General features: G+C 61.8%; 14 protein-coding genes and 1 pseudogene. 3 read left to right on the top strand and 12 right to left on the bottom strand.

The genetic code is table 11. From position 1 onward, the window contains the following. Positions 1–103 precede the first annotated feature (103 nt). The 9 genes and pseudogenes from CTR55_RS01195 to CTR55_RS01235 form a co-directional block, all read right to left on the bottom strand. The gene (locus CTR55_RS01195; protein ID WP_296283726.1) at positions 104–1,012 is read right to left on the bottom strand and encodes a glycosyltransferase family A protein; all 909 of its coding nucleotides are present in this window, start codon (positions 1,010–1,012) and stop codon (positions 104–106) included. 63 nt (positions 1,013–1,075) lie between these two features. Further along, entirely contained in the window at positions 1,076–3,703 is a 2,628-nt protein-coding gene (locus tag CTR55_RS01200) for a matrixin family metalloprotease (protein WP_296283727.1), read from the bottom strand. A 73-nt stretch (positions 3,704–3,776) separates the two neighbouring features. Beyond that, the gene (locus CTR55_RS01205; protein ID WP_296283728.1) at positions 3,777–5,204 is read right to left on the bottom strand and encodes an HlyD family type I secretion periplasmic adaptor subunit; all 1,428 of its coding nucleotides are present in this window, start codon (positions 5,202–5,204) and stop codon (positions 3,777–3,779) included. Positions 5,205–5,222: 18 nt separating this feature from the next. After that, on the bottom strand, positions 5,223–7,370 hold the full coding sequence (locus CTR55_RS01210) for a type I secretion system permease/ATPase (RefSeq protein WP_296283729.1): 2,148 nt from the start codon (positions 7,368–7,370) through the stop codon (positions 5,223–5,225). A 430-nt stretch (positions 7,371–7,800) separates the two neighbouring features. Next, positions 7,801–9,783, bottom strand: a complete 1,983-nt coding sequence (locus tag CTR55_RS01215) for a tetratricopeptide repeat protein (RefSeq protein ID WP_296283730.1) — start codon at positions 9,781–9,783, stop codon at positions 7,801–7,803. Positions 9,784–10,020: 237 nt separating this feature from the next. Next, entirely contained in the window at positions 10,021–12,690 is a 2,670-nt protein-coding gene (locus tag CTR55_RS01220) for a family 20 glycosylhydrolase (protein ID WP_296283731.1), read from the bottom strand. A 17-nt stretch (positions 12,691–12,707) separates the two neighbouring features. Then, positions 12,708–13,022 (bottom strand): ChiQ/YbfN family lipoprotein, encoded by a 315-nt coding sequence (gene chiQ / locus CTR55_RS01225; protein WP_296283732.1) that lies wholly within the window; start codon positions 13,020–13,022, stop codon positions 12,708–12,710. A 26-nt stretch (positions 13,023–13,048) separates the two neighbouring features. Then, a pseudogene (locus tag CTR55_RS01230) lies at positions 13,049–14,341 on the bottom strand (OprD family outer membrane porin); the annotation flags it as partial. A gap of 558 nt (positions 14,342–14,899) precedes the next feature. Then, positions 14,900–15,805 carry a LysR family transcriptional regulator gene (locus tag CTR55_RS01235; protein WP_296283733.1) on the bottom strand — a complete coding sequence of 302 codons (906 nt, stop codon included), beginning with the start codon at positions 15,803–15,805 and terminating at the stop codon, positions 14,900–14,902. A gap of 124 nt (positions 15,806–15,929) precedes the next feature. Here CTR55_RS01235 and CTR55_RS01240 point away from each other — a divergent pair, with 124 nt between their 5' ends. The 3 genes from CTR55_RS01240 (at position 15,930) to CTR55_RS01250 (ending at position 19,942) form a co-directional block, all read left to right on the top strand. Beyond that, positions 15,930–17,594 carry a GMC family oxidoreductase N-terminal domain-containing protein gene (locus tag CTR55_RS01240; protein WP_296283734.1) on the top strand — a complete coding sequence of 555 codons (1,665 nt, stop codon included), beginning with the start codon at positions 15,930–15,932 and terminating at the stop codon, positions 17,592–17,594. A 231-nt stretch (positions 17,595–17,825) separates the two neighbouring features. Beyond that, positions 17,826–19,463, top strand: a complete 1,638-nt coding sequence (locus CTR55_RS01245) for an MFS transporter (RefSeq protein ID WP_296283735.1) — start codon at positions 17,826–17,828, stop codon at positions 19,461–19,463. Positions 19,464–19,657: 194 nt separating this feature from the next. Continuing rightward, positions 19,658–19,942: a hypothetical protein gene (locus CTR55_RS01250; protein ID WP_296283736.1), complete on the top strand. Its 285-nt coding sequence runs from the start codon at positions 19,658–19,660 to the stop codon at positions 19,940–19,942. A gap of 270 nt (positions 19,943–20,212) precedes the next feature. Here the strand turns inward: CTR55_RS01250 and CTR55_RS01255 are convergent, their stop codons facing one another. The 3 genes from CTR55_RS01255 to CTR55_RS01265 form a co-directional block, all read right to left on the bottom strand. Beyond that, the gene (locus CTR55_RS01255; RefSeq protein ID WP_296283737.1) at positions 20,213–20,602 is read right to left on the bottom strand and encodes a hypothetical protein; all 390 of its coding nucleotides are present in this window, start codon (positions 20,600–20,602) and stop codon (positions 20,213–20,215) included. Positions 20,603–20,720: 118 nt separating this feature from the next. Further along, positions 20,721–22,343 carry a methyl-accepting chemotaxis protein gene (locus CTR55_RS01260; protein WP_296283738.1) on the bottom strand — a complete coding sequence of 541 codons (1,623 nt, stop codon included), beginning with the start codon at positions 22,341–22,343 and terminating at the stop codon, positions 20,721–20,723. A 153-nt stretch (positions 22,344–22,496) separates the two neighbouring features. Continuing rightward, a complete protein-coding gene (locus CTR55_RS01265; protein WP_296283739.1) occupies positions 22,497–22,934 on the bottom strand; it encodes a YqaA family protein in 438 nt (145 codons plus the stop codon). Between the last annotated feature and the right edge of the window lie 92 nt (positions 22,935–23,026).

Below are 23,026 nucleotides of genomic sequence, written 5' to 3' on the forward strand. Positions count from 1 at the left end.
GCGGCTCTGGGGCTGCCGAGAAGACCCATGTTGCCGACTGGAACCGGCCCCGTGCTGACGTGCATGGGGCCTGTTCTATCCAGTCTCAATTGCCGCCTTTCTGTTACCCCAAAGCTCCGCTCCAACGTTTCTGACAGGACTGAAGGAACCCATTGCGCTGTTCTCGGCTTTCGCCGTGCTTTGATATCTCGTAGGTCATTAGTTGCGGAATCAATTCGAGACCTGCTTCGACGTCTTGCCGGGCGAGAGCAGGTGGCCACGTCCAGCGCAATAGAGGTTCGACTGTTTGAATTTGCCTGAGCGATAATTCTGGAAAGAACTCTGCCATGACGCGTTGACGTACGACTGGAAACGCAGCAGCCATACGGCTATTGCCTTTTGTTTGCTGAGTGGAATGTACGCGATAACGAAGCAAAACTTGTGGCAAGTTGGCGAATTTTGCCCCGCAGAGCATCGCTTGAACGAAGTAGCCGTAGTCGGCAGTACCTTGCAAGTTTGGGTCGAAATATAATTGATTGGACTCGGTGAAAGAGCGACGAATCATTACGGTTGGATTGATTATGTTATGCGTTCCGGGAAGAAAGTTTGATTTTATTTGATCATCACTCAGAGGGGCTTTGATTAGATGTTCTTCCTCGGTTCCCAAACTCTTTAGTGAGCCACTAATTATTGCAATCTCCGGATTATTATCGAGAAACGCAACCTGCAACGCTAAACGCTGTGGCTCGGAAATATCATCTTGGTCAGAATGTGCGATATAGCTTCCTTGAGCTAGGCGGTGGCCTATGTTGGTAGTGCTGGCGGTTCCGAGATTCGTCGAGTTTTCGAAGTGCCTGATTCGACTGTCGTGGGCTTGGTATTTTTTTGAAATGTCGCAGCTATTATCTTTTGATCCATCATCTATCAGTATGATTTCAAAATCGCGGAAACTTTGTGCTAGCAGTGAGTCCAGGCAGAGGGATAAATGTTCTGAGCCATTGTATATGGGGAGTACAATACTGACTTTTGGCATTGCGGTGAGCTCTAAAAGTTTAAGGCGGCAAGGCGGCGATAACTTGATCGCCGCCCTGAATTATCAGGCCCAAGCAGCTGCAATAACAGGTGATAGTGCTTGCTGATAATTAGAAGGGAGGGTGGTTTGACCTATAACTGGCGGAGAGAAAGCGGCCATGGCATCGATCAGTTTGTCCACATTGTTGGCCAATAATGTCTTCCCATCATTGGTTTTGAACTGCTCTATAGTGCGGCCATTGACGGGTGCCAGGAAGTCACTGATGATCACTTCGTCGGTGGTTCCTATGATTTTTATTGATAGGCCATAGGCTGAGTTCGTATCTTTGGAAAGCCAGAGTTGATCTGCGGAAATGCTGCTGCCAAATTGCAACGTATCTGTCTGTGTGAGGGTGCCTGCATTCCATGCTTCTATGATCGTATCGCGGTCGAAACCTCTGCCGAAGAGGTAAGTATCGTTTCCGTGCTCGCTTTTAAGCATGTCGTTTCCGGCTCCGCCGGAAAGTATGTTGTTTTTGCCGTTTCCAATTAATGTGTTATTTAAATTATTCCCGGTTATGGTTGTGGCGTGCTCGAATAATTGCCCTGTTTCAATGTTCTGATATTTGTTTAAGTCGAGGTTGACGAAGGATATGATCCAGTCATTTCCCTCGTTTTCATACTCTACGACACGGTCATTTATGTTGGTTAAATAGTAGCGGTCATCTCCAGTGCCACCATACAGGGTGTCTGTATCTGAGTAAGTGTTGTCGCCCTTGTTTCCTATTAAAAGATCGTTCCCTGCTCCACCATATATGGTGTCGTTGCCGTCGTATCCAGTTAGTTCATCATTTCCATCTTCACCATAAATTATGTTGTCGAGATTGTTTCCGAAAATTCTATTGTTTAAGCTGTTGCCTTTACCTTGAATGGCGTTGCCCGTTAGATGCAGGTATTCGACGTTGTTGGATAGTGTGAAGTTTACTGATGAATATACAGTGTCAAATTCTGTGTAATTTGCGCTTATAGTGTCTTCATTGACACTGTCGTTGATGTTGTCAACATAATAGGTATCCTTCCCTCGCCCACCGTACATTGCGTCGGCTCCGATCCCGCCAATTAGTATGTCGTCGCCGTCGTCACCGTATAGAGAATTGTTGAGGTTGTTTCCTGTTATTATGTTGTTCGATTTATTTCCGGTTCCAATGATTGCGCTCCCTGTCAAAGTAAGGTTTTCGACATTGTTGCTTAGAGTGAAATTCACACTGGCGTTGACAGTGTCGTTACCTTCGGCTGCGATCTCATTTACAGTGTCCCCCAAATTGTCGACAATGTAAGTGTCATCACCCAATCCACCGTAAAGACTGTCGCTCCCTGTATCGCCATCTAGTGTGTCATTTCCGGCGTCGCCGATCAGTGTGTTGGCGTAAGTATTGCCAATCAGAATGTTGTCCAGCGAATTACCGGTTCCATTTATGGCGCCACCGGTAAGTGTCAGGTTCTCAATGTTGCCTGCAAGAGTGTAATTGATGCTGGCATAGACTGTATCGGTACCTTCGTTGGCATTCTCGACCACTATGTCGCCAGTGTTATCGACGTAGTAAGTATCATCGCCACCATTGCCACGCATGGTATCGGCTCCAACTCCTCCATTGATTACGTTGGCGACGGAATTGCCGATCAGGGTGTCGTTGTACGCCGAGCCCGTAGCGTTCTCGATGGTGCTGCTATAAGCGATGGTCAGGCAGTCTCGAACATAGGTTTGGCCATTGTGGAACTCTTTGCCGATGCTCGACCAAGTGCCCGAGTTCAGGTTAAGGGTTACCCCCAGTGTTTGGTTGCTTGCATCGATGGTGTCGATGCCGCCACTGTCGTAAATGGTTTCGAAGACAGAGGTGTTGGCCGCCCAGCTATAGGTGTTGTTCCCCGACTGATAGCCAGTGTTGACCCCATACAAGTATTGAATGGCGGCAATGTCATTGAGCATGAGCGAGGAGGGGAAGAAGTTGTTTGTGTAGCCAAAGCTGAGGCTTGAACCATCAAAGCTGTGATAGCTCATGACACTGTATTTGAGCTGGTCCTGGCCAGGTGCGGTCGGAATGGACCCTTCGTGTGGATGCATCAAACCCATGGCATGGCCGAGTTCATGCAGGAAGGTTTGATAGCCGTAAGTGCCTAACGCCGGGTTTTGATAAAAGTCGTCGTATTTTGTGCCAAACCAGATATCTCCTGCCGGACCGGAGTTGCTAGGGAAGCGCGCATAAGCAGTACCCACGCTAGCGTCGGAGCTGCGCCCCCAACGTATGTCACCTGCACTGGTTGAGGTATCCGCTACTTCGGTGAAGCTGAGGTTGGATATATTCGAGTACACCTGCATTGCCTGGCGAGCCGCAGTGATTTGCGTAGAGGTCATGCTCAGCTGAGAGCCAGGTGTGGCCCATGAAGTGTACGTCGAGTTGGCAGATGAGAAGCTGAATGTGAGGTTGACGCCTTGGTTGAGGGCCGTTCCCCATTTCATTCCGGCAGACCCTCTGAATAGTAGGTTATCGATTCCGGCGACGTTGCTGCGTTGACTCAAATCGAACTGCAGCACATTCGCGCGACTGCCACTGATTCCGTTTCCGCCGCCGTTGTAGATCAAGGAGTATGCCGGAAGCTGGTCTTCGGCCGGTTCATTACTATTGCTTTGGTACTCTTGATTGCTATTGCTCATGTTGATTGTCCTTGAGTTACATCGATAAGCTCCAGTGCTTCGGAGCTTGAGTTTCGAGGAGGAGTGCTTCGGTCTATCGCTCTTCCAAACTTTCATCCACATACCGCTTGAGTGGACTCAGGAAGTAATCGATCACTCTTTGCTGGTCTGTCTTTATTTCCGCACGCACACTCATGCCCGGTGCCAGCGGCATATCTTGTTTGCCGACCCGGATATGGTTCTGTTGCAGTTCAATACGCAGCTCATAGAGCAGGCCGTGTTTGTCGTCTTCGATGGCGTCGTCAGAGAGGTCCAGCACCTTGCCGGTGAGCACTCCGTACTTGGTGAAGTTGAAGGTGTCGACCTTGACCGTGACGTCCTGGCCGGGATGCACGAAGCCGATGTCCTTGTTCTCCAGTTGCGCGATGACTTCCACCGGCTGGTCGCTGGGCACGATCACCATCAAGGGTTGGGCTTCGGTGACGACGCCCCCCACGGTATGCACGGCCAGTTGCTGAACGGCGCCGTCTACGGGGGCGGTCAGGCGGGTCAGGTTGTCGCGACTTTCTGCCTTGTGCAGTTCTTGCTGCAGGGCGGCGCTTTTCTGCTCGGACTGCTGGCGCAGGTCGAGCATTTGCCGGCGGGTCTGGGCGAGGAGGGTGGCGCGTCGTTCTTCAGCTTCCCGACGCGAGGCGGTGAGTTCCTGAACGCGACTCAGGTTTTCGCCGAGCTGGCGCTCCTGCGCCAATTCTTCCTGCTGCTTGCCCAGGTAATGGTGCTTGGGCACCAGTCCTTTTTCGGCGAGGCGGGCATAGTCGGCGGTGATGCGGCGTGTGATTGGCAGGCTCTGTTCGAGCTTGCGGGCGGATTGTTCGGCGGAGTGGATTTCGACAGTGCGTTGGGCAATCAGGGCGTCGCTTTGTGACAGGCTGCTGCGCAACTCTTCGAATTGGCCTTGCAGCCATTGATTGGCGGCCTGCTGTTGTGCCGGTGGCGCCTGGGGCAGATAGGGCGCGACGGAGCCGGGCACCTTTCGGCTGTCGATGGCATCCAGCAGTGCCTGTGCCCGGGCCGCATCGATCTGCGCGGCCAGCAGGTCGCTTTTCAGGCGCTCGACGTCGGCGCCGGTCTGCGCGGAATCCAATTCCACCAGCAGATCGCCGGCTTTGACCACCTGACCGTCCCGTACATGGATGGCCTTGACCACGGCCACCTCATGGGACTGGATGACCTTGCTGTGGCCATTGGGCACGATGCGGCCGCTGGCCGTGGCCACCACATCGACTTCGCCGAAGCAGGCCCACACCAGGGTCAGCGCGGCAAACGCCATGATGATCCATTGCAGATAACGCGGCGCGGGGTGCGGCGGGGTTTCCTGCAGGGCAAGCGCCGCCGGGAGGAACTGCACTTCGTGGGGCTGGCACGGCGGCGGGGTTATGCTCTTGCGCCGTTGCCAGGCGTGGCGCCAGACCTGCCAGTAACGCTCGGCCAGTTGGCGACGGGGGCTTGCTGATTGGCTCATGTTCGATGCTCCCGGCCTTCAGCGCTGCTGCAGATGGTAAAGGTGCGAATACAGCCCCGACGACAGCGCCAGCAGTTGCTCATGGCTGCCTTGCTCGACGATCTGCCCGCGGTCGATCACCAGGATGCGATTGGCCTGGCGCACGGCGGAAAGTCGGTGGGCGATGATGATCACGCTGCGGCCCTGGCAGATGCGTTGCATGTTCTGCTGGACGATGCGTTCGGACTCGTAGTCCAGCGCACTGGTGGCTTCGTCGAAGATCAGGATGCGCGGGTTGCCCAGCAGCGCGCGGGCGATGGCGATGCGTTGGCGCTGGCCGCCGGAGAGCGATGCACCATGTTCGCCAACCACAGTGTCGTAGCCCTCGGGCAGTTCGAGGATGAACTCATGGGCGCCGGCCAATTGCGCGGCCTGCATGACCGCTTCCAGCGGTACGCCAGGGTCGGCCAGGGCGATGTTCTCGCGGATGCTGCGGTTGAACAGCATGTTCTCCTGCAATACCACGCCGATCTGCCGGCGCAACGAGGACACCTCGGCCAGCGCCAGGTCCATGCCATCCACCAGCACCCGGCCACGATCCGGCACGTAGAGACGTTGCAGTAGGCGGGTGAGGGTGCTCTTGCCGGAGCCGGAGCGCCCGACGATGCCGATGACTTCGCCAGCGCGGATATCGACGCTGATGCCGCGCAGGACTTCCGAACCATCGCTGCGGTAGCGGAAGTGCACCTGGTCGAACTCGATGCGACCGCGCAGCGGTGGCAGCGAACCGCGTTGCCCGGTGCCGGCCTCACTGCGGGTATTCAGAATGTCTCCCAGGCGTTGCATGGAGACAGCCGTCTGCTGGAAGTTCGGCCACAGCTGAGCCAGACGCATGATTGGCTGGGCGACACGTCCCGCCAACATGTTGAAGGCGATCAGTTGGCCGACCGACAGTTGCCCGTCCATCACCAGGCTCGCACCGAGCCAGAGTGTGGCCACCGTGACCAGCTTGCCGATCAGACCAACGCCTTCGTTGGCCAGAGTGGACAGCACCTGGGTGCGAAAACTGGCGGCCACATAAGCGGCCAACTGATTGTCCCAGCGACGTGCGGACTGCGGCTCGACCGCCAGCGCCTTGAGCGTATCGATGCCATTGAGCGACTCGACCAGGAAGGCCTGGTTCTCCGCGCCCCGGTTGAAGCTCTCCTGCAAGCGAGCGCGTAGCGGCGGCGTAATGAACAGAGAAATCAGCACATACAGTGGCAGCGACAGAATCACCACCAGGCTCAGCCAGCCGCTGTAAGCCAGCATGACGGCAATGAAAACCACGCAGAACAACAGGTCCAGCACCAGGGTCACGGCGTTGCCGGTGAGAAAGCTGCGGATGTTCTCCAGCTCGCGCACCCGTGCCACAGAATCGCCTACCCGACGGGCATGGAAGTAGGCCAGGGGTAACGCAATCAGGTGGCGATACAGGCGCGAGCCCAACTCCACATCGATGCGGCTGGCGGTGTGGGCGAACACATAGGTGCGCAAGCCGCTGAGCAGGCTCTCGAAGATCATGATCGCCAGCAGGCCGATGCACAGCACGTTGAGCGTGGACAGGCTGCGATGCACCAACACCTTGTCCATCACTACCTGGAAGAACAGTGGTGTGAGCAGCGCGAACAGTTGCAGGCAGAAAGATGCCAGTAGCACTTCGCCGAGTAGCTTGCGGTATTTGACGATAGCCGGGATGAACCAGGTGAAATCGAAGCGTGCCAGGTCTCCGGTTGTAGAGGCTTGGGAGCGCAGCAACAGCAGCGTGCCGTTCCAGCGCCCCGTCAGTTCCTCCAGCGAAAGCGTCTGTGGACGTTCAGTGCCTGGGATATGGACCAACGCCTTGCCCTGGTCGACGCGGGCGAGGATGAAGAAGGTCCCGTCGCGAGCTTCGGCGATTGCCGGAAGCGGGGTTTGTGGCAAACGTTCGGGCCGTGTCTGCACGGCTTTGGCTTTCAGGCCGAGCTTGCGGGCGGCAAGGATCAACTGGTCCCGATTGAAAACGGAAGAATGATCGGAGAACTCATGTTGCAGTTGCTCGGCACTGGCGGCGATGCTGTGGAAGCGCGCCAAGGTGACCAGACATTCGAGGCCGCTATCGAGTGAAGGGGGCGGGGGTGGGGCGTCCGATCGTTCCGGAGCGTTCATTGCTGTACTTCCTGTCAGCGGGGCGTTTGGGCAGCGCTATCCCCATGTCGGAAGTTATGTTCGTTCAGCTCGTATTCAGCAATGCTGGTGTAAGGGAAAGGCTCTAAATTAGATGTTTCAGGCGGGTGGTTACCCCATGTCTCTCATGGGGGCGGAATTCGTCCTAGCTCTTTCGGGTGAGTCGCAGCTCGAGAGAAGTGAGCAGGCCAATATCAGGCGATGGCAGTAGCGGTTGCTCGATCCAGGTGGTCGGCGAGGTTTTCGTGCTGCGCTACAACAGCAAGCTGCCGACGCGCTCAAGGTGCGCTACCCGAGATCGTCGAGCAGGCTTGCGCGGAGTAACGCCGGGCCGCCTGCTCTTTGTAGGAGCTTGCTTGCGAACAAATTTTCCGTTCGGTGCCGCCGGGCGGCTTCGCGAGCACGCTTGCTCTTACGACTGCTGCGTTGTCACGACTGCGGTGCGTTCTTCCGGCCTATCGCAGTGATGCTGCCAGATGGCCCGGTACAAGGCTTCCAGATCGTGGGTGAAGCGCGCTGTATCGAACAGTGGCGACTCCATTCTTGCGGTGCCCAGCCGCTGGCGCAGTTCATCACGCTTGGCCTTGTCGAGAGCCAGCGCCTTCAGGCGTTCGAAATAGTCCTGTGCATCCTTCGCCACCAGCTCATCGAAACCGTGGGCCTTGAGCAGGCTGCCGGCCACGCGGTTGGTGAAGGTTTCGCCGAGGCGCGTCATCAGAGGCACACCCGCCCATAGCGCATCGCTGGCGGTGGTGTGCGAGGTGCAGGGGAAGCTGTCCAGCGCCAGATCGGCCAGGGCCAGGCGGGCCAGATGTTCCGCTTGCTTCAGGCGCGGGGCGAACACCAGTCTCTCGGCCTCGACTCCGCGCGCCAGCGCTTCCCGGCGCAGGTTGTCGCGGGCTTCTTCGGCTTCGGGCTCCAGCAGCCAGAGTACGCTGCCAGGAACCTCCCGCAGCAGGCGACACCAGAGATCGAATTCGCCCGGATTGAGCTTGAGCAGTTGGTTGAAGCTGCAGAACACGACGGCGTTTTCCGGTAAACCCGCTTCGGCACGGCTAGGTGGGGCGCCCAATGGCCGGCCGCGGTCATTGGGCTGGTAGCTGTGAGGCATCAGCGCCAGCGCCTCGCTGAAATGCTCGGCGTGCGCGGGCGGCGTCACGGTAGCGTCACCGATCAGGTAATCCGCCAGTCGCGGATGCCCCAGGCTGCCGGGATAACCCAGCCAGTTGACGATCACCGGCGCCGGGCGCAGGGCTGTGATGCCCTGGCGCGCTCCGGTGGTGTAGCCCTTCAGGTCCACCAGGATGTGCAGGCGCTGCTCCGCGATCAGCCGCGCTGCCGCCTCGTCGGACAGCTCGCGCAGGTCGTGGCGCGGCAGGCCCGTCGCGGCGAGGCGACGGGTGAAATGGTCATCGCGTTCAGGGCTGTAGTCGAATAGCTGGATGTCCACCTTCGTGCTGTCGTGCGCCTCCAGCACGCCCATCATCAGGTGCATCGTGGCGTGGCCATAGAAGTCGCTGGACAGGTAGCCGATGCGCAGGCGCTCGCCCGTAGCGGGCTCCCCCGCCAGCGGCGTAGCCGCCAGCTCCGCCGCCCAGCAGGACTCGGCATAGTGGCGCGCGGCGTCGCGGTGCAGCTCGGGAGTGAGGGCGGGCAGGTTGATCAGGCTCCAGGGTGTGGTGCGTTCCTGCGTGGGGTTTTGCAGTTGTTGCAGCAACGCGGCATCCACCTCCGCCAGTCGCGGCCAGTCCGCCAGATTGCGCAGTACGAATTGCAGGTCGCCCCAGTGCCGGGCCTTGCTGAACCACTGCGCGGCTTCGGCGTAGCACTTGCGCTTTTCCAGCGCACGGGCCAGTTCCAACTGCAGGTCGGTGTTGTCGGGGCTGATCTGCAGCGCCTGGTTCACCAGCGCAATCGCCGCCTCGCTGTAGCCGCGTTCACGCAGGTGGTTGGCCAGGTTCTTGTAGGCCAACACGTAGCCCGGCTCACTGGCGATGGCCTGGCGGTAGAGCTGCTCGGCCTCAGCGTACTGGCGTTGGTGATTGAGGATGTTCGCCAGGTTGTTCGCCGCCTTGGCGTTGCCCGGCTGCAGCTTCAGGCAGTTGCGGAAGGCCGCTTCCGCCGCGCGGTCATCGTTCAGGGCGCGCTCGGCCAGGGCCAGGTTCAGGTAGAAGGTGCCGTCCTTGCGCAGCATCAGGGCTCGCGTGAACAGTTCACGCGCCTGCGCCGCCTTGTCCTGCATCAGACAGGCCGCGCCGCAGAGATGCAGTACATCGGCGTTGCGCGGTTGCGTACGCAGCAACTGCCGCGCCAGGGTCTCGCCACGGGCGAGGGCGCCGCCGTTGAGCGCATCGACGATGCTTTGCAGGGACGGACTGGGTTGGCGCTGGCGCATGAAGATTCTCCGGAATGGGACGCCGGATATCTTCGGTAAAACTCGCCTTGGATGAATCGGAAATGGCTGTCAGGGATCCCTGAAGCTGTAGGCCTGTTCCACTTTGCCGTCGCTGGCGTCTCCGCTGACCGAGACGACTTCAGCCGATGCGCGGGAATTGCGGGTACGGCAGTGGGTGGAGTGTGCCGTACATGGCAGAACGCCCCGCAACCTTGGCTGCGGGGCGTTCGCGGTCGATCAGTTCCCCACCGGCTCCTCGCGGCTATGGCGCTTGCCATCCGGGCTGACCGAGCGCACCTGAACCGCTGCGCTCACCTTGGGCTGCGTTTTAACGTCGTAGCTCTGCCAGTGCTGTCCGCCGTCGACGGAGTACTCGATACCCAGGCCGGGCAGGGCGGTGTTGGCTTCCAGCTTGCCATCGACCACCTTCGCTCCGGGTACTGGCAGGCGATAACCGACACCGGCCTTGTCCAGCTTCGCCAGTTCACGCTGGCCGATCAGGTTGGCGAAGCGTTGCCAGTCGCCGTGCAGGCTCTTGGCGTCGACCCAGTGGGTTTCGCCGCCCTTGTACTCGCGACCGGCCTGGTAGTCCTGCTCCCAATCGGCGCGGTGCCAGGCGCGTTCGGCGACGCTCAGCAGGCGCGGATAGAGCTTGTACTCCATCATCTCGTCGGTGCGCGTGGTTTCGCTCCACAGTTGGGCGGACAGGCCGTACGCGCCAGGCCAGGGCTTGTCGCTCTTCGCGGTGAAGGGGTTGCCGTCGCGGTCCAGCGAGGTTTCGGCGTTCTGCGGCAGGTTGTCCGGCGCGAAGCCGAAGACCTTGCGCTCGTCGCTGTAGCGGGTGCCCCAGTAGTAGCCGTTTTCCTGCGGATTCACTTCGGCGGGGAAGTCCAGGTAGACGTAGTCGGGGTTGGAGATGATCACCTCGTAGCCCTTGTTCGCCCAGTCGTTGGCCGTGTCGAAGCCGCCCCAGTAGAGGGTGTCCCAGAAGTTCACGGCGACGTGTGGGGTGGCGAAGGCCCTGGCGTCCCTGGCGTCTTTCAGGCCGTCCTGCCAGGCCTGCATGCCACCGATGCCGTGGCGCTTGACCATCTGGCTGACCTCGATGGCGAAGTGGCTGGGCAGGTGCTCAAGGTCGGCTACTTCGCCCTTGGCGATCAGGGCCTGGCAGGCTTGCGACTTCGCCCAGGGCTTGTCCTCGATGCTCTGGTCGATGATGCCCTTGCCCGGTTCGATCTTGCCGCCCTTGCCCTGGTAGCCCGCACCAAGGCGGATGTTCTTCGCCTCGTCACCGCCGAAGTGCCAGGTTTGCAGCGGCTGGCCGGCTTCGGCGTGCATGCTGGCCACTTCCTCGATGACCTTGTCGACGAAGCGCTTGGACGACTCCAGGCACGGGTTCAGGTAGCTGCGGCGGTCGTAGAACTGCACCGAGGTGGTGTTGGATGTGTCGGTCGGGTCGAGCAGGCGGAATTCGTTGGCGCCTTTCTCGTCACCGGCCTTGAGCAGGTTGTCGTAGCGAACCTCCATGGAGGTCACCGCAGCGCGGGTATGGGCCGGCATGTCGATTTCCGGGATCACCTCGATCTGCCGGGCCTTGGCGTACTTGACGAGGTCGATGTACTCCGCGAGGGTCAGGAAGCCGCTGCCGTTGTTGTCGGCCGTCGGGCCGGAGCCCAGCTGCGGCAGCAGGCAGGTCTTCTCGGTCAGATCGTGGCAGCGCCTGGCACCCACTTCGGTCAGTTCCGGCAGGCCGGGAATCTCCAGGCGCCAGCCCTCGTCGTCGGTCAGGTGGAAGTGGAACTTGTTCAGCTTGTAGGTGGCCATCTGGTCCAGCAGACGCTCGACCGCCGACTTGCTGTGGAAGTTGCGTCCCACATCCAGCTCGACGCCGCGATAGGCGAAGCGCGGTGCGTCCTGCGCCTCCAGCTGGGCGATCTTTGCGCTGCCATCGGCGGGCAGCAGCGAGAGGATGGATTGCAAGCCGTTGAACACACCGGCCTGGTCGTAGCCGCGCACTTGGGTGCCTTTCGCGCCGATGAACAGCTGATAGGCGCCGCTCACCGCCTGTTTGCCCTGGAAGCTGGCCGTGGCGATGGAGGTGCTGATCGGGTAGCCACTCGCCACCGACTTCACGCCCAGCAGGGTGAAACGCTGTTGCACCGCAGTGGCGCTCGCTTCGTCGAGCACACCCAGGTTCAGGTTCACCCCGGCGCTCAGGTCGACATCCTCATGCAGTACCTTCACCTGTTGTGGTGTCGGGATGATCTGCCCGCGCAGGTCCTTGGCTGGAACGAGGGCCACGTCCGCGTTCTTCTCGAAGCGACTGGTCGGCACCATGAGGATGTTGTGATCGTCCACAGTACGCTTCCACAGGTCACCGCTGAACAGTGTGACGAAGCGGCGCAGGTCCTCGGTGTCGGTGCTGGCGATGACCTTCGCCTGGGCGTCCGGGGCGGTGGCGTACCAGCGGGGCATGATGTCGCTTTCGAACAGCTGCCAGTACTCGCCGATGAAAGGAATCTCCACGGACTGGCCGGCAGCGAACCCGGCGAACTTCTCCGTCGGTTCGATCTTGTGCAGGTCGCCGGTGACGAAGGTCACCTTGAACTGGTCGTTCAGGGTCTTCAGCACCTGGCGCGGGTTGTGGAAGTAGATCGCCCAGTCCTTGCCCTGGATGGCCGCGTCGCTGGTCAGCGTGACGCTCCAGCGGTTGCACGAAGCCCAGTCCGCGCCCAGCGCCGCGCAGTCGACGCCGCTGTTCGCGGCACGGTTGTCCTTCACGGTGACCGCGACTTTCAAGCGACTCAACTGGTCGACGGTGTTCTGCTCCGCCTGGCTGGCGCCGGTGAATACCAGCATGCCCAGCGCGACGGCGGCGGCCAGCGAGGTTCTGTTCAAACGGATCATGGGCTGTTCATCCTGAATCAGTGGTTGCGAATTTCCTGCCAGATCTTCTGGCAGGCCGGCTGTTCGTTCTCGCCCACGCCGGTTTCCGCGGCGTTGAGGCAGCGCTGGTAATCCAGCACGCGCACGCTTTCCTTTTCGGCGAAGGCCCGGTGCTGCTCGTCCTGCTTCAGGCTCTGGAGCATCGATTGGCAAACCTTCACCTTGTCCACCTGGCCCTCGGCCCCGGCGATGCAGTTGCGGTAGGCCTGTCTCGGATCGGCAGTGGTTTCTGCGTGCTGTGCGCAACCGCTCAGCGCGGCGGCCAGGGTGGCAAGCAGGAGGAGTCTTTTCATGCTCGGGGGCTCTCTCGGCGGCTGGCTCAGAAGATGGTGAAGGGCGCGATGACCATGAACTTCAGGTCGTGTTCGTCCTGGAACATGTTGCCGTAGCCGTTGCTCCAGCTCGGGTTGTCCGAATGGTTGTCGTAGCGGGTGTAGTGCAGCTTCAGCAGCGTTCCCTTGGCCGGGCCGCTCTGCACCGTGTACAGCGCATCCAGGCTGTAGGCGGTTTCGATCACGCGCTGGCTCTGGTCGTATTGCGGGGCGGTGCTGGGCTTGGCGTCCCAGGCGTAGACGTAGGAGCCGCCCACGGCGAAGCCGGGCAGGTTCCAACGGGCGAGGTCGTAGAGCGCGCCGGCATAGAGGGCTTTCTCGCCGTTGGCGTTGAAGTCCGAGCGGTTGTCCCACCACACGTCCAGGCGGCCGTTGGACGAGGCGTAGGTCGGCGTCATGCGCTGCAGGAAGAAGCCCTGGTTGCCGTCCGCCTTCACATAGGTGCCTTCCAGGCGCAGGTCGACCTGGCCGAGGCGGTAGCCGAAGGTCACCGCCTGCAGCCAGGCCAGGCCGTCGTAGAGGTCGTTCACGCCGCCGTCGTTCACCTTGTCGCGGGCGCCGTAGAACTGATAGCTGGTGGTCAGTGGGCGGCCAGCCAGGTCGAACTGGTAGGAACTCTTGGCGAAGTACTGGTCCACGTAGCCCTGGGCCTGGCCGAATGCTGCTTCGAGCACGAGGTTGTTCTTGAAGTCGTACTTGGCGCCCAGCGAGTGCAGGTAATCGACCTGGGTCTTGCGGTCGTTGCGGTAGAAGTTGTCGACCTCCGTGTGCCACGGCGCCTTGTACTTGTCCGCCCACAGGTAGGAGAAGCTCAGCGCGCCAGCGTCGGCGTAGTCGAAGTTCGCGCCGGCTTCCGCGCCCTGGTAAGTGCCGGGCAGGAAGCTCCAGTGCGAGGCCAGCAGCGACTGCCCGCTGGGCTGGATGTAGCCCGCCCGCGCCCAGGCTGGGCCGAGCTTGAACTTGGCTGCAGCCTTGTAGAGGCTCACGCCGCCCTTGTCGCCTGAAAAGTCCTCGTCGTAAGTCTTGTTCTTCGAGGAGAAGGCGATTTCGTTCGGGTGTGCGCTGTCGTGGTCTTCGGCGAACTCGATGGCGGTGAAGGCCGCGAGATCGAGGCCGATCAGGTCGGCGGCATAACCGGAGGAAAAGTCCAGGTTGGCGTTGCCGGTGGCGTGCTTCAGGTTGGTCTCGTAATCGCCGGTCGAGACGTCCTTGCGATCACGGTCGCGCTGCCAGTAGTAGAGCCCGCCGGTGAGAGTCGAATCGTCCACGAAACCTGCTGCGTGGACCGCGGGAGCGAATTGCCCGGCGCTGCCCAGCAGAGTACTGGCGACAGCCAGCCCTAGCGTCCTGCGCCCATTGCGATGAAGAGCCATCGGTTGTTTCTCGTTGTTTTGGAGATGCGCGTTCAGCGGTGTCGGAACGCCCTGACGCAACCTGAAAGGGGCGGGACGTTAATTTCTGGAGGACGCGCGGAGTTCACCGTACGGGGCGAAATGGCAGTCAGTTGGCGGCAATGAGCGGTGCTTGGCGAAAGGCCGGAAATATGTGCGGAGCATGCGCCAGGGCACAGAACCGGCGGGGCGCCGAGTGGGTGGAAGCGGGCGGGGATGGGAGGGGAATTGTTTTCTCGGTGTGCCATTTCAACAAGTGGTGTTAGCGCACAGTTTCAACACGCCGTTCTGCCTCGGGTATCGGTGGCGGCTCGGCGGGGAATGGCTTGTATGACTCTCAGGCCGTTTCTGAAGGAAGTTTCATACAATTGTGCGTCTTTGCGTTGAGGCGCCTGGGTTGCTTTGTTCAGCGAGCTCAGGTTCGCGAACAAGCTCGCTCCTACAGGTTCAGGCCGGAGCCGTGGTTTTACCTTCCACCAGAATCCCCTGTTCGCGCCCGCAAACTTCCAGCAGAAAGTCCCACACCAGACGCAGGCGCACGGAGCGGTGCAGCTCGCGCCGCGTGCACATCCAGTACTCCCGTTCGATGAACTCCTCCGGCAACACCGGCACCAGCAGCGGGTCGTTCAGGCCCATGTACTGCGGGAGGATGGCAATGCCGATGCCGGCCTGGGCGGCCTGTTGCTGGGCGACCACGCTGGTGCTGCGGAACACCACCTGCGGGTGGCGGCAGAAGCTGTGGTGGAACAGCAGTTCCTGGCTGAACAGCAGGTCGTCGACGTAGCCGATCCAGGGATGCTTGCAGAGGTCGTCGCGGTCGCGCAGGGGCGGGGCGTTTTCCAGGTAGGCGGGGCTGCTGAACAGGCTCAGGCGATAGCTGGTGAGGCGGCGGCTGATCACCAGGTCGGCGCTGGGGCGTTCCAGGGTGATGGCGATGTCCGCTTCGCGGTTGGTGATGCTGACAAAACGCGGCACCGACACCAGTTCCACCTCCAGGCCGGGGTAGCGCCGCATCAGCTCGCCCAGGCGCGGGGCAAGGAACATGGTGCCCAGGCCTTCGGTGACGCCGATGCGCACCTGTCCCAGTGGCGAGATGGCCTGGCTCATTTCCTCCTGGGCGAGCAGGGCGGTGTTCTCCATGGCCTCGGCGTGCTTGAGCAGCGCCTGGCCGGCCGGGGTCAACTGGTAGCCGCCGGTATGCTGGGCGAACAGCTGGGTACCGAGGTCGCGCTCGATATTCTCGATATGCCGCGCCACCGTGGCATGGGTGGTGCCCAGGCGCTTGGCGGTGGTCAGCAGGCGGCCGCTGCGGTGCAGCTCGAGGAAGTAGCGCAGGTCATTCCAGTCGAACATCTCGGCGGTCCTTGTTGTTAGAAAACGCACAGCAGCTGACTCCAAACGACTGTTCTTTTATCACGAACGAACGACTAGGCTCGGTCGCAAGATAAAAAGAACAAGCACGACGAGGGACTTCTCCATGCCCCAGGCACTGGATGCTTATGACTACCTGATCGTCGGCGCAGGCCCTGCCGGCTGCCTGCTGGCCAATCGTCTGTCCGCCGACCCCGCCAACCGCGTGCTGCTGCTCGAAGCCGGTGGCCCGGACAACTATCCCTGGATTCACATCCCCGTCGGCTACCTCTACTGCATCGGCAACCCGCGCACCGACTGGTGCTTCGACACCGAGCAGGTGCCGGGCCTGAACGGCCGTGCGATCAAGTACCCACGCGGGCGCACCCTGGGCGGCTGCTCCTCGATCAACGGCATGATCTACATGCGTGGCCAGGCGCTGGACTACGACGGCTGGGCCGCCGAGGGCAATCCCGGCTGGGGCTGGAACGACCTGCTGCCGCTGTTCATGAAGATGGAGGACCACTTCGCCGGGGCGAGCGCGCTGCACGGCTCGGGTGGCGAGTGGCGAGTGGAGAAGCAGCGGCTGTCGTGGACGATCCTCGATGCCTTCCGCGAGGCGGCGGCGCAGTCCGGCGTGCGCTCGGTGGAGGACTTCAACGGCGGCGACAACGAAGGCTGCGGCTACTTCCAGGTGAACCAGCGTTCCGGCGTGCGCTGGAATGCGTCGAAGGCCTTCCTGCGACCTATCGCCAAACGCCCCAATCTCACTGTGCTGGCCCACGTCGAGGCTAACCGCGTACTGCTGGAAAACGGCCGTGCGGTGGGGCTGGAGGTGAACTGGCAGGGTGCGCGGCGTGAGTTGTGGGCCAGGCGCGAGGTGATCCTCTGTGCCGGCGCGATCAACACGCCGGTGCTGCTGCAACGTTCAGGCATCGGCCCGCGCGGCCTGCTGGAGAAACATGGCATCGGCGTGCGTCATGAGCTTTCCGGGGTCGGCGGTAATCTGCAGGACCACCTGCAGTTGCGTCTGATCTACCGCATGAACGGCGCGCCTTCGCTGAACCAGATCGCCTCGACGCTGTGGGGCAAGATGGGCATGGGCCTGGAGTACCTGTTCAAGCGCAGCGGCCCGCTGTCCATGGCGCCGAGCCAGTTGGGGGCGTTCGCCAGGTCCGACCCGAGCCAGCGTTCGGCGAACCTCGAATACCACGTGCAGCCGCTGTCGCTGGAGCGCTTCGGCGAGCCGCTGCACAGCTTCCCGGCGTTCACCGCGTCGGTCTGTGATTTGCGCCCGCTGAGCCGAGGCTCGGTGACCCTGCGTTCGCTCGACCCGCGCGACAAGCCGGTGATCCAGCCCAACTACCTGAGCCACCCGCAAGACCTGCGCGTGGCGGCCGATGCCATCCGCCTGACTCGCCGCATCGCTGCCGCGCCTGCGCTGGCGCGTTACCAGCCGGTGGAGTTCAAACCCGGCCCGGACTACCAGACCGAGGAAGACCTGCACCGCGCCGCCGCCGAGATCGGCACCACCATCTTCCACCCGGCCGGCACCTGCCGCATGGGGCAGGGCGAGGGGGCGGTGGTGGACAGCCAGTTGCGCGTGCACGGCATTCCCGGTCTGCGCATCGCCGATGCTTCGATCATGCCCAGCCTGACTTCCGGCAACAGTTGTTCGCCAGTGCTGGTGATCGCAGAGAAGGCAGCGCAGATGATCTTGAGCGAACCCGCGCGTGGCGCGGAGGTCATCCCTTCCAGTGGGCGCACACCGGAGGAAACTCCGGTGGCATGACGGCGATCCCGTCTCCCACGGTTCGTAGGCTGGGTGGAGCGGAGCGATACCCAAGCGGTAGGTGCGCGGAAAACGATGGGTATCGCTTCGCTCCACGCCATCCTACGGGGTTGTAGAACAGAGTCGCTCCCACAGGAGCAGCAAATCAACGGTATCGCGCGGTGTGACCACCGTGGCAGTCGAGGCTGACAACAACAATAAGAGCCCCCACAAGGGGCAGGAGTGCTCGCAATGACCGAACCAGCAGTGACCAGCGTGTCGCAGTCCAGTTCCTTCCCACGGCCTGTCTCGACACGCCGCGAAGAGCGCAAGGTGATCTTCGCCTCGTCGCTCGGCACGGTGTTCGAGTGGTACGACTTCTTCCTCTACGGATCGCTGGCAGCGGTCATCAGCAAGCAGTTCTTCGCCGGGGTCAACGACACCACCGCCTTCATCTTCGCCCTGCTGGCGTTTGCCGCCGGCTTCCTCGTCCGCCCGTTCGGCGCGCTGGTGTTCGGCCGCCTGGGGGACATGATCGGGCGCAAGTACACCTTCCTCGTCACCATCCTGCTGATGGGCCTGTCGACCTTCGCCGTCGGCCTGCTACCGGCCTACGCCACCATCGGCGTGGCCGCGCCGATCATCCTCATCGTGTTGCGACTGCTGCAAGGCCTGGCGCTGGGCGGTGAATACGGCGGGGCGGCGATCTATGTCGCCGAACACGCGCCGGACCACAAGCGCGGCACCTACACCAGCTGGATCCAGTGCACCGCCACCGTCGGCCTGCTGCTGTCGCTACTGGTGATCTGGAGTTGCCGCCAACTGACCGGCGATGAGTTCGAGACCTGGGGCTGGCGCCTGCCGTTCCTGATTTCCATCGTGCTGCTGGGCATCTCCACCTGGATTCGCCTGTCCATGCACGAGTCCCCGGCGTTCCTGAAGATGAAGGCCGAGGGCAAGGTGAGCAAGTCGCCGCTCAAGGAATCCTTCACCCACTGGGGCAACCTGAAGATCGTCCTGGTCGCGCTGTTCAGCATCAACGCCGGCCAGGCGGTGACCTTCTACGCGGCACAGTTCTACGTGATGTTCTTCCTCACCCAGGTGCTGAAGGTAGACCCGGCGCTGTCCAACGGGCTGCTGATCATTGCCCTGGTGATCGGTGCGCCGCTGTTCGTGGTCGCCGGCTGGGTGTCGGACAAGATCGGCCGCAAGCCGGTGCTGGTGACCGGGCTGCTGCTGGCGACGGTGCTGTACTTCCCGTTGTTCAAGGCGCTGACCCACTACGCCAACCCGCAGATCGACCAGGCCACGCGCCAGGCACCGGTCACCGTGATGGCCGACCCGGCTACCTGCACCTTCCAGTTCGACCCGGTGGGCAAGGCCAAATTCGACAGCGCCTGCGACAAGGCCAAGACCCTGCTGGTGAAGGGGGGCGTGCCCTACAGCACGGAAGCCGCACCGGCTGGCAGCGAGCTGGTGGTGACCGTCGGCGCGACGCGCATCGAGGGCTTCGACGCCACCGCGCTGGGCGCTGCGGTGAAGGACGCCGGCTACCCGACCGTGGCCGACTCCTCGCTGGTGAACCGGCCGATGGTGGTAGCGATCATCGTCGCGCTGATCTTCATCGCCACCTGCTGCTACGGCCCGCTGGCGGCGCTGATGGTCGAGCTGTTCCCGACACGCATCCGCTACACCTCGCTGTCGCTGCCGTACCACATCGGCAACGGCTGGTTCGGCGGGCTGCTGCCGACCATCTCGTTCGCGCTGGTGGTGTACACCGGGAATATCTTCTACGGCCTGTGGTACCCGGTGCTGATCACCGGCATGAGCCTGGTGTGCTCGCTGCTGTTCCTGAAGGAGACCAAGGACAACGATATCCACGCGGATTGATCGGTTGCTGAGACGAAGAAGGCCCGGCGGGATGCCGGGCCTTTTCGTTTGCGGTAACCGCCACCTGCCCCTGGGCCTCTCCCGCAAGCGGCTGCAACGACAAGCCGGCGTTTCAGCAGCATGCAGGGCGCGGTATCCTTGGCGCCACTTGCCGGCGCGCTTGGCGCCGGAGCCTTGTTGGAGACACTTCGAGCATGAAACAGGAAATCGCCACCGTGACCGTCAGCGCCGAGCACTGGGGCCGTGAGGCCGAAGCGGTGGATAACGCCCGCGTGATGGTGACCCTGACGGCGCCGGAAGAGGGCGTGATCGAGGTGAGCTTCAAAGGTCAGCTGGACGCGCCGGAAGAGCCGACCCATGTCTGCGTGACGCTGGAGAACGGGCTTTCCTATTACGGCGAGATCCAGGGTGGCGAGGCGAATGCCGAGGGTGGGTCGATTCGCTTCGAAGGCGAGCTGATCGATCTGGAAGGGTTCTGAGCCCGTCGTTTCGGCATTGGCAGGAGCGGACCCGTCCGCGATCAGAATCCCCACCCACACCGAAATCACACTGCCGCATCCACGTAGGATGGCGTGGAGCGCAGCGATACCCATCGGCTGGTGGGCCTTTGGCCTGAACCTGCAGGAGCGAGCTTGCTCGCGAACGTCGGCCGGCAGCGGGGGCATTCGCGAGCAAGCTCGCTCCTACGAAAAGCACGCCAATAAAAAACCGGCCACACGGGCCGGTTTTTTATTGCCTGTGGATAACCCTCACTGCTGCGGGATCATCCCCTGGATACGCTTGGCGAAGGCGTTCGCCAGCGGGCCATCGGCAAGCAGCAGCAGATAGTCATGCTCGGACTTGGCCGCCGGGGCGATCTGGTATTTCAGGGTGCCCGAGGCCACCTGGCCGACCACCGGTACCGTCAGGGTGCCGACGCATTCCAGCACGCCACTGTCCGGGTCCTTGTCGATGATCGCCACGTCCTTCAACTCGGCCTTGCTCAGCGCATCGGCCTGGCTGGAGAGCGCTCCCGACAGGAAGATCTTCACCAACTGGTTCTTCACATCGTCCGAACCACAGACCTTGGCCTGGTTGCCCCCGCAGGCGCTCAACAGCGCGGCGGCGGCCAGCACGGCCGACAATTTCAACAGTTTCATCTATCCACCCTGTGGCGTTCCATGATGGCCATTGGATAGGAAAACGCCGGAAAAATTCCCTGCGAGCAGCTCCTGTTTCGCAATTTCGCTGGCGAAACAGGAGTAGGGCCGGCGACCGTCAGACCACGAAGCGCGCCACCATGCCGTTCAGGCCCACGGCCAGGCGTGACAGCTCCTGGCTCGCCGCGCTGGTTTGGGTGGCGCCGGCCGAGGTCTGGGTCGCCAGGTCGCGAATGGTCAGCAGGTTGCGGTCCACCTCGCGGGCGACCTGAGCCTGTTCCTCGGTGGCGCTGGCGATCACCAGGTTGCGTTCGTTGATCAGCGACATGCGCTCCAGAATCACCTGCAGCGACGCGCCCGCCTCGCCGGTGCGGCTGACGGTGCGTTCGGCGTGGGAGGTGCTGCTGAGGAGGGCCGCGACGGTGCGGTCGCTGCCGTTCTGGATGGCGGACACCAGTTCCTCGATCTCGCGGGTCGAGCTCTGGGTGCGCTGGGCCAGCGAGCGCACTTCGTCGGCGACCACCGCGAAGCCGCGCCCGGCCTCGCCGGCACGGGCCGCTTCGATGGCGGCGTTGAGCGCCAGCAGGTTGGTCTGTTCGGCGACGCTGCGGATCACCTCCAGTACCTTGCCGATGTCCTGTGCCTGGTTGGCCAGGGTCTCCGCCTGCTGCGAGGCCTGGCCCACTTCGCCGGCCAGAGTACCGATGGCGTTGGAGGTTTCGTCGACCCGCTCGCTACCGCTGCGTGCGGCGTCGATGGCCTCGCGGGAGGCAGCGGAGGTCGAGGCAGCGTTGCTCGCCACTTCCTCCACGGCGCTGGTCATCTGGTTGACGGCCGTGGCGGCCATCTCGATCTGATCGCTCTGCTGCTGCAGTGCGTGGCTGCTTTGCTCCATCACGCTGTGCATTTCCTCGGCGGCCGAGGCCAGTTGGCTGGCCGAGTTGCCGATGCCTCGGATGGTTTCGCGCAGGCTGTTCTGCATGTCCGCCAGGGCGTTGAGCAGTTGTGCTGCCTCGTCGCGGCCCTCGACGCTGAAGCGCTGGCTGAGGTCGCCGCTGGCGATGGTTTGCGCCACGCGCAGCGCCTGGTTGAGCGGCACGACGATGCTGCGGGTGAGTTGCCAGGCCAGCAGCAGGGTCAGGCCGACGCTCAGCAGCAGGATTGCGCCGACCACCATTCGGCCGCTCTGGAACTGCTCTACGGCGCGGTCGGTAGCCGCTGCGGCGCCATGGCGGTTGAGGTCGATCAGCGCGGTCAGGCGCTTGTTCAGCTCCGCGCCTTGCTGGGCGATGCTGCCGTTGAGAATGTGCAGCGCGCCTTCGTCATCGCTCTGCCGGACCTTGTCCACCAGTTGGTCGACAAGGCCGATATAGCTGTCCAGCGCCTGGCGCAGCTCATCGGTGTGCTGCTGCTCCTCGGCGCTGAGGATCAGTCGGGCATAGTCGGCGAACACCTTGTCCTTGTCCTGCCGCGCCTCGGCGATCAGGTCCAGGCTGCGCTGGCGCGCGGCGTTGTCGTCGCTGACCAGCAGGCGCATGGATTCCAGGCGGATACGGGCGATGTCACCCGACAGCTGGTTCATGTGGTTGATGCTCAGCAGCCAGTTGTTGTCGATCTCTTCGGAAGCGGCGCGCAGGGTCGAGAGCTTGTACAGCGAGAACAGCCCAAGAAACACCAGGAGCAAGCCCATGACGGCGAAACCCAGGGACGCGCGGCGGCCAATACTCATGCTTCTGAACATCGTGAATTTCCCTTTTCTTCATCCATTGTGTGGGGCGCTGGGCCCTGCCATATGCAGTGATGGCGCAGTGATATTACTTGGCGCCATTTTTTTGCTGCAGTGGCAAAACAGGACTGGCAGACGAAAATTCTGTCCGCTTTTGGAAGGGGGCATTCAGATGAGCGTGAGCCAGGCCAGCACCGCGTAGCGGCCGACCTTGGCGATGGTGACCAGCAGCAGGAAACGCCACAACGGCTCGCGCATGACGCCGGCGATCAGCGTCAACGGGTCGCCGATCACCGGCACCCAGCTCAACAGCAGCGACCAACTACCGAAGCGCCGGTAGTGGTGCTGGGCTTTTTCCAGCGCTGCATCGCTCACCGGGAACCAGCGCTTGCCATGCCAGCGCTCGATGCCGCGCCCCAGCGCCCAGTTCACCAGTGAGCCCAGCACGTTGCCCAGGCTTGCCGCGAGCAGCAGCGACCACCACGGGTACTGACCGCCCAGCAGCAGGCCGATCAGCACGGCCTCCGATTGCAGCGGCAGCAGGGTGGCGGCGCCAAAGGCGGAGAGGAAGAGGCCCGCATGGGCGGCGAGGGAGAGGCTCAACATCGGGTATGGGCGAAAAGGCGAAAAGGCGAAAAGGGGCGGTCAGAATGAGGGGAACCGTCGTACTAAAATTTTGGAATAAAGAGAGGAGCTTC

It is taken from the genome of Pseudomonas sp., assembly GCF_002796985.1.
Taxonomy (GTDB): Bacteria; Pseudomonadota; Gammaproteobacteria; order Pseudomonadales; family Pseudomonadaceae; genus Pseudomonas.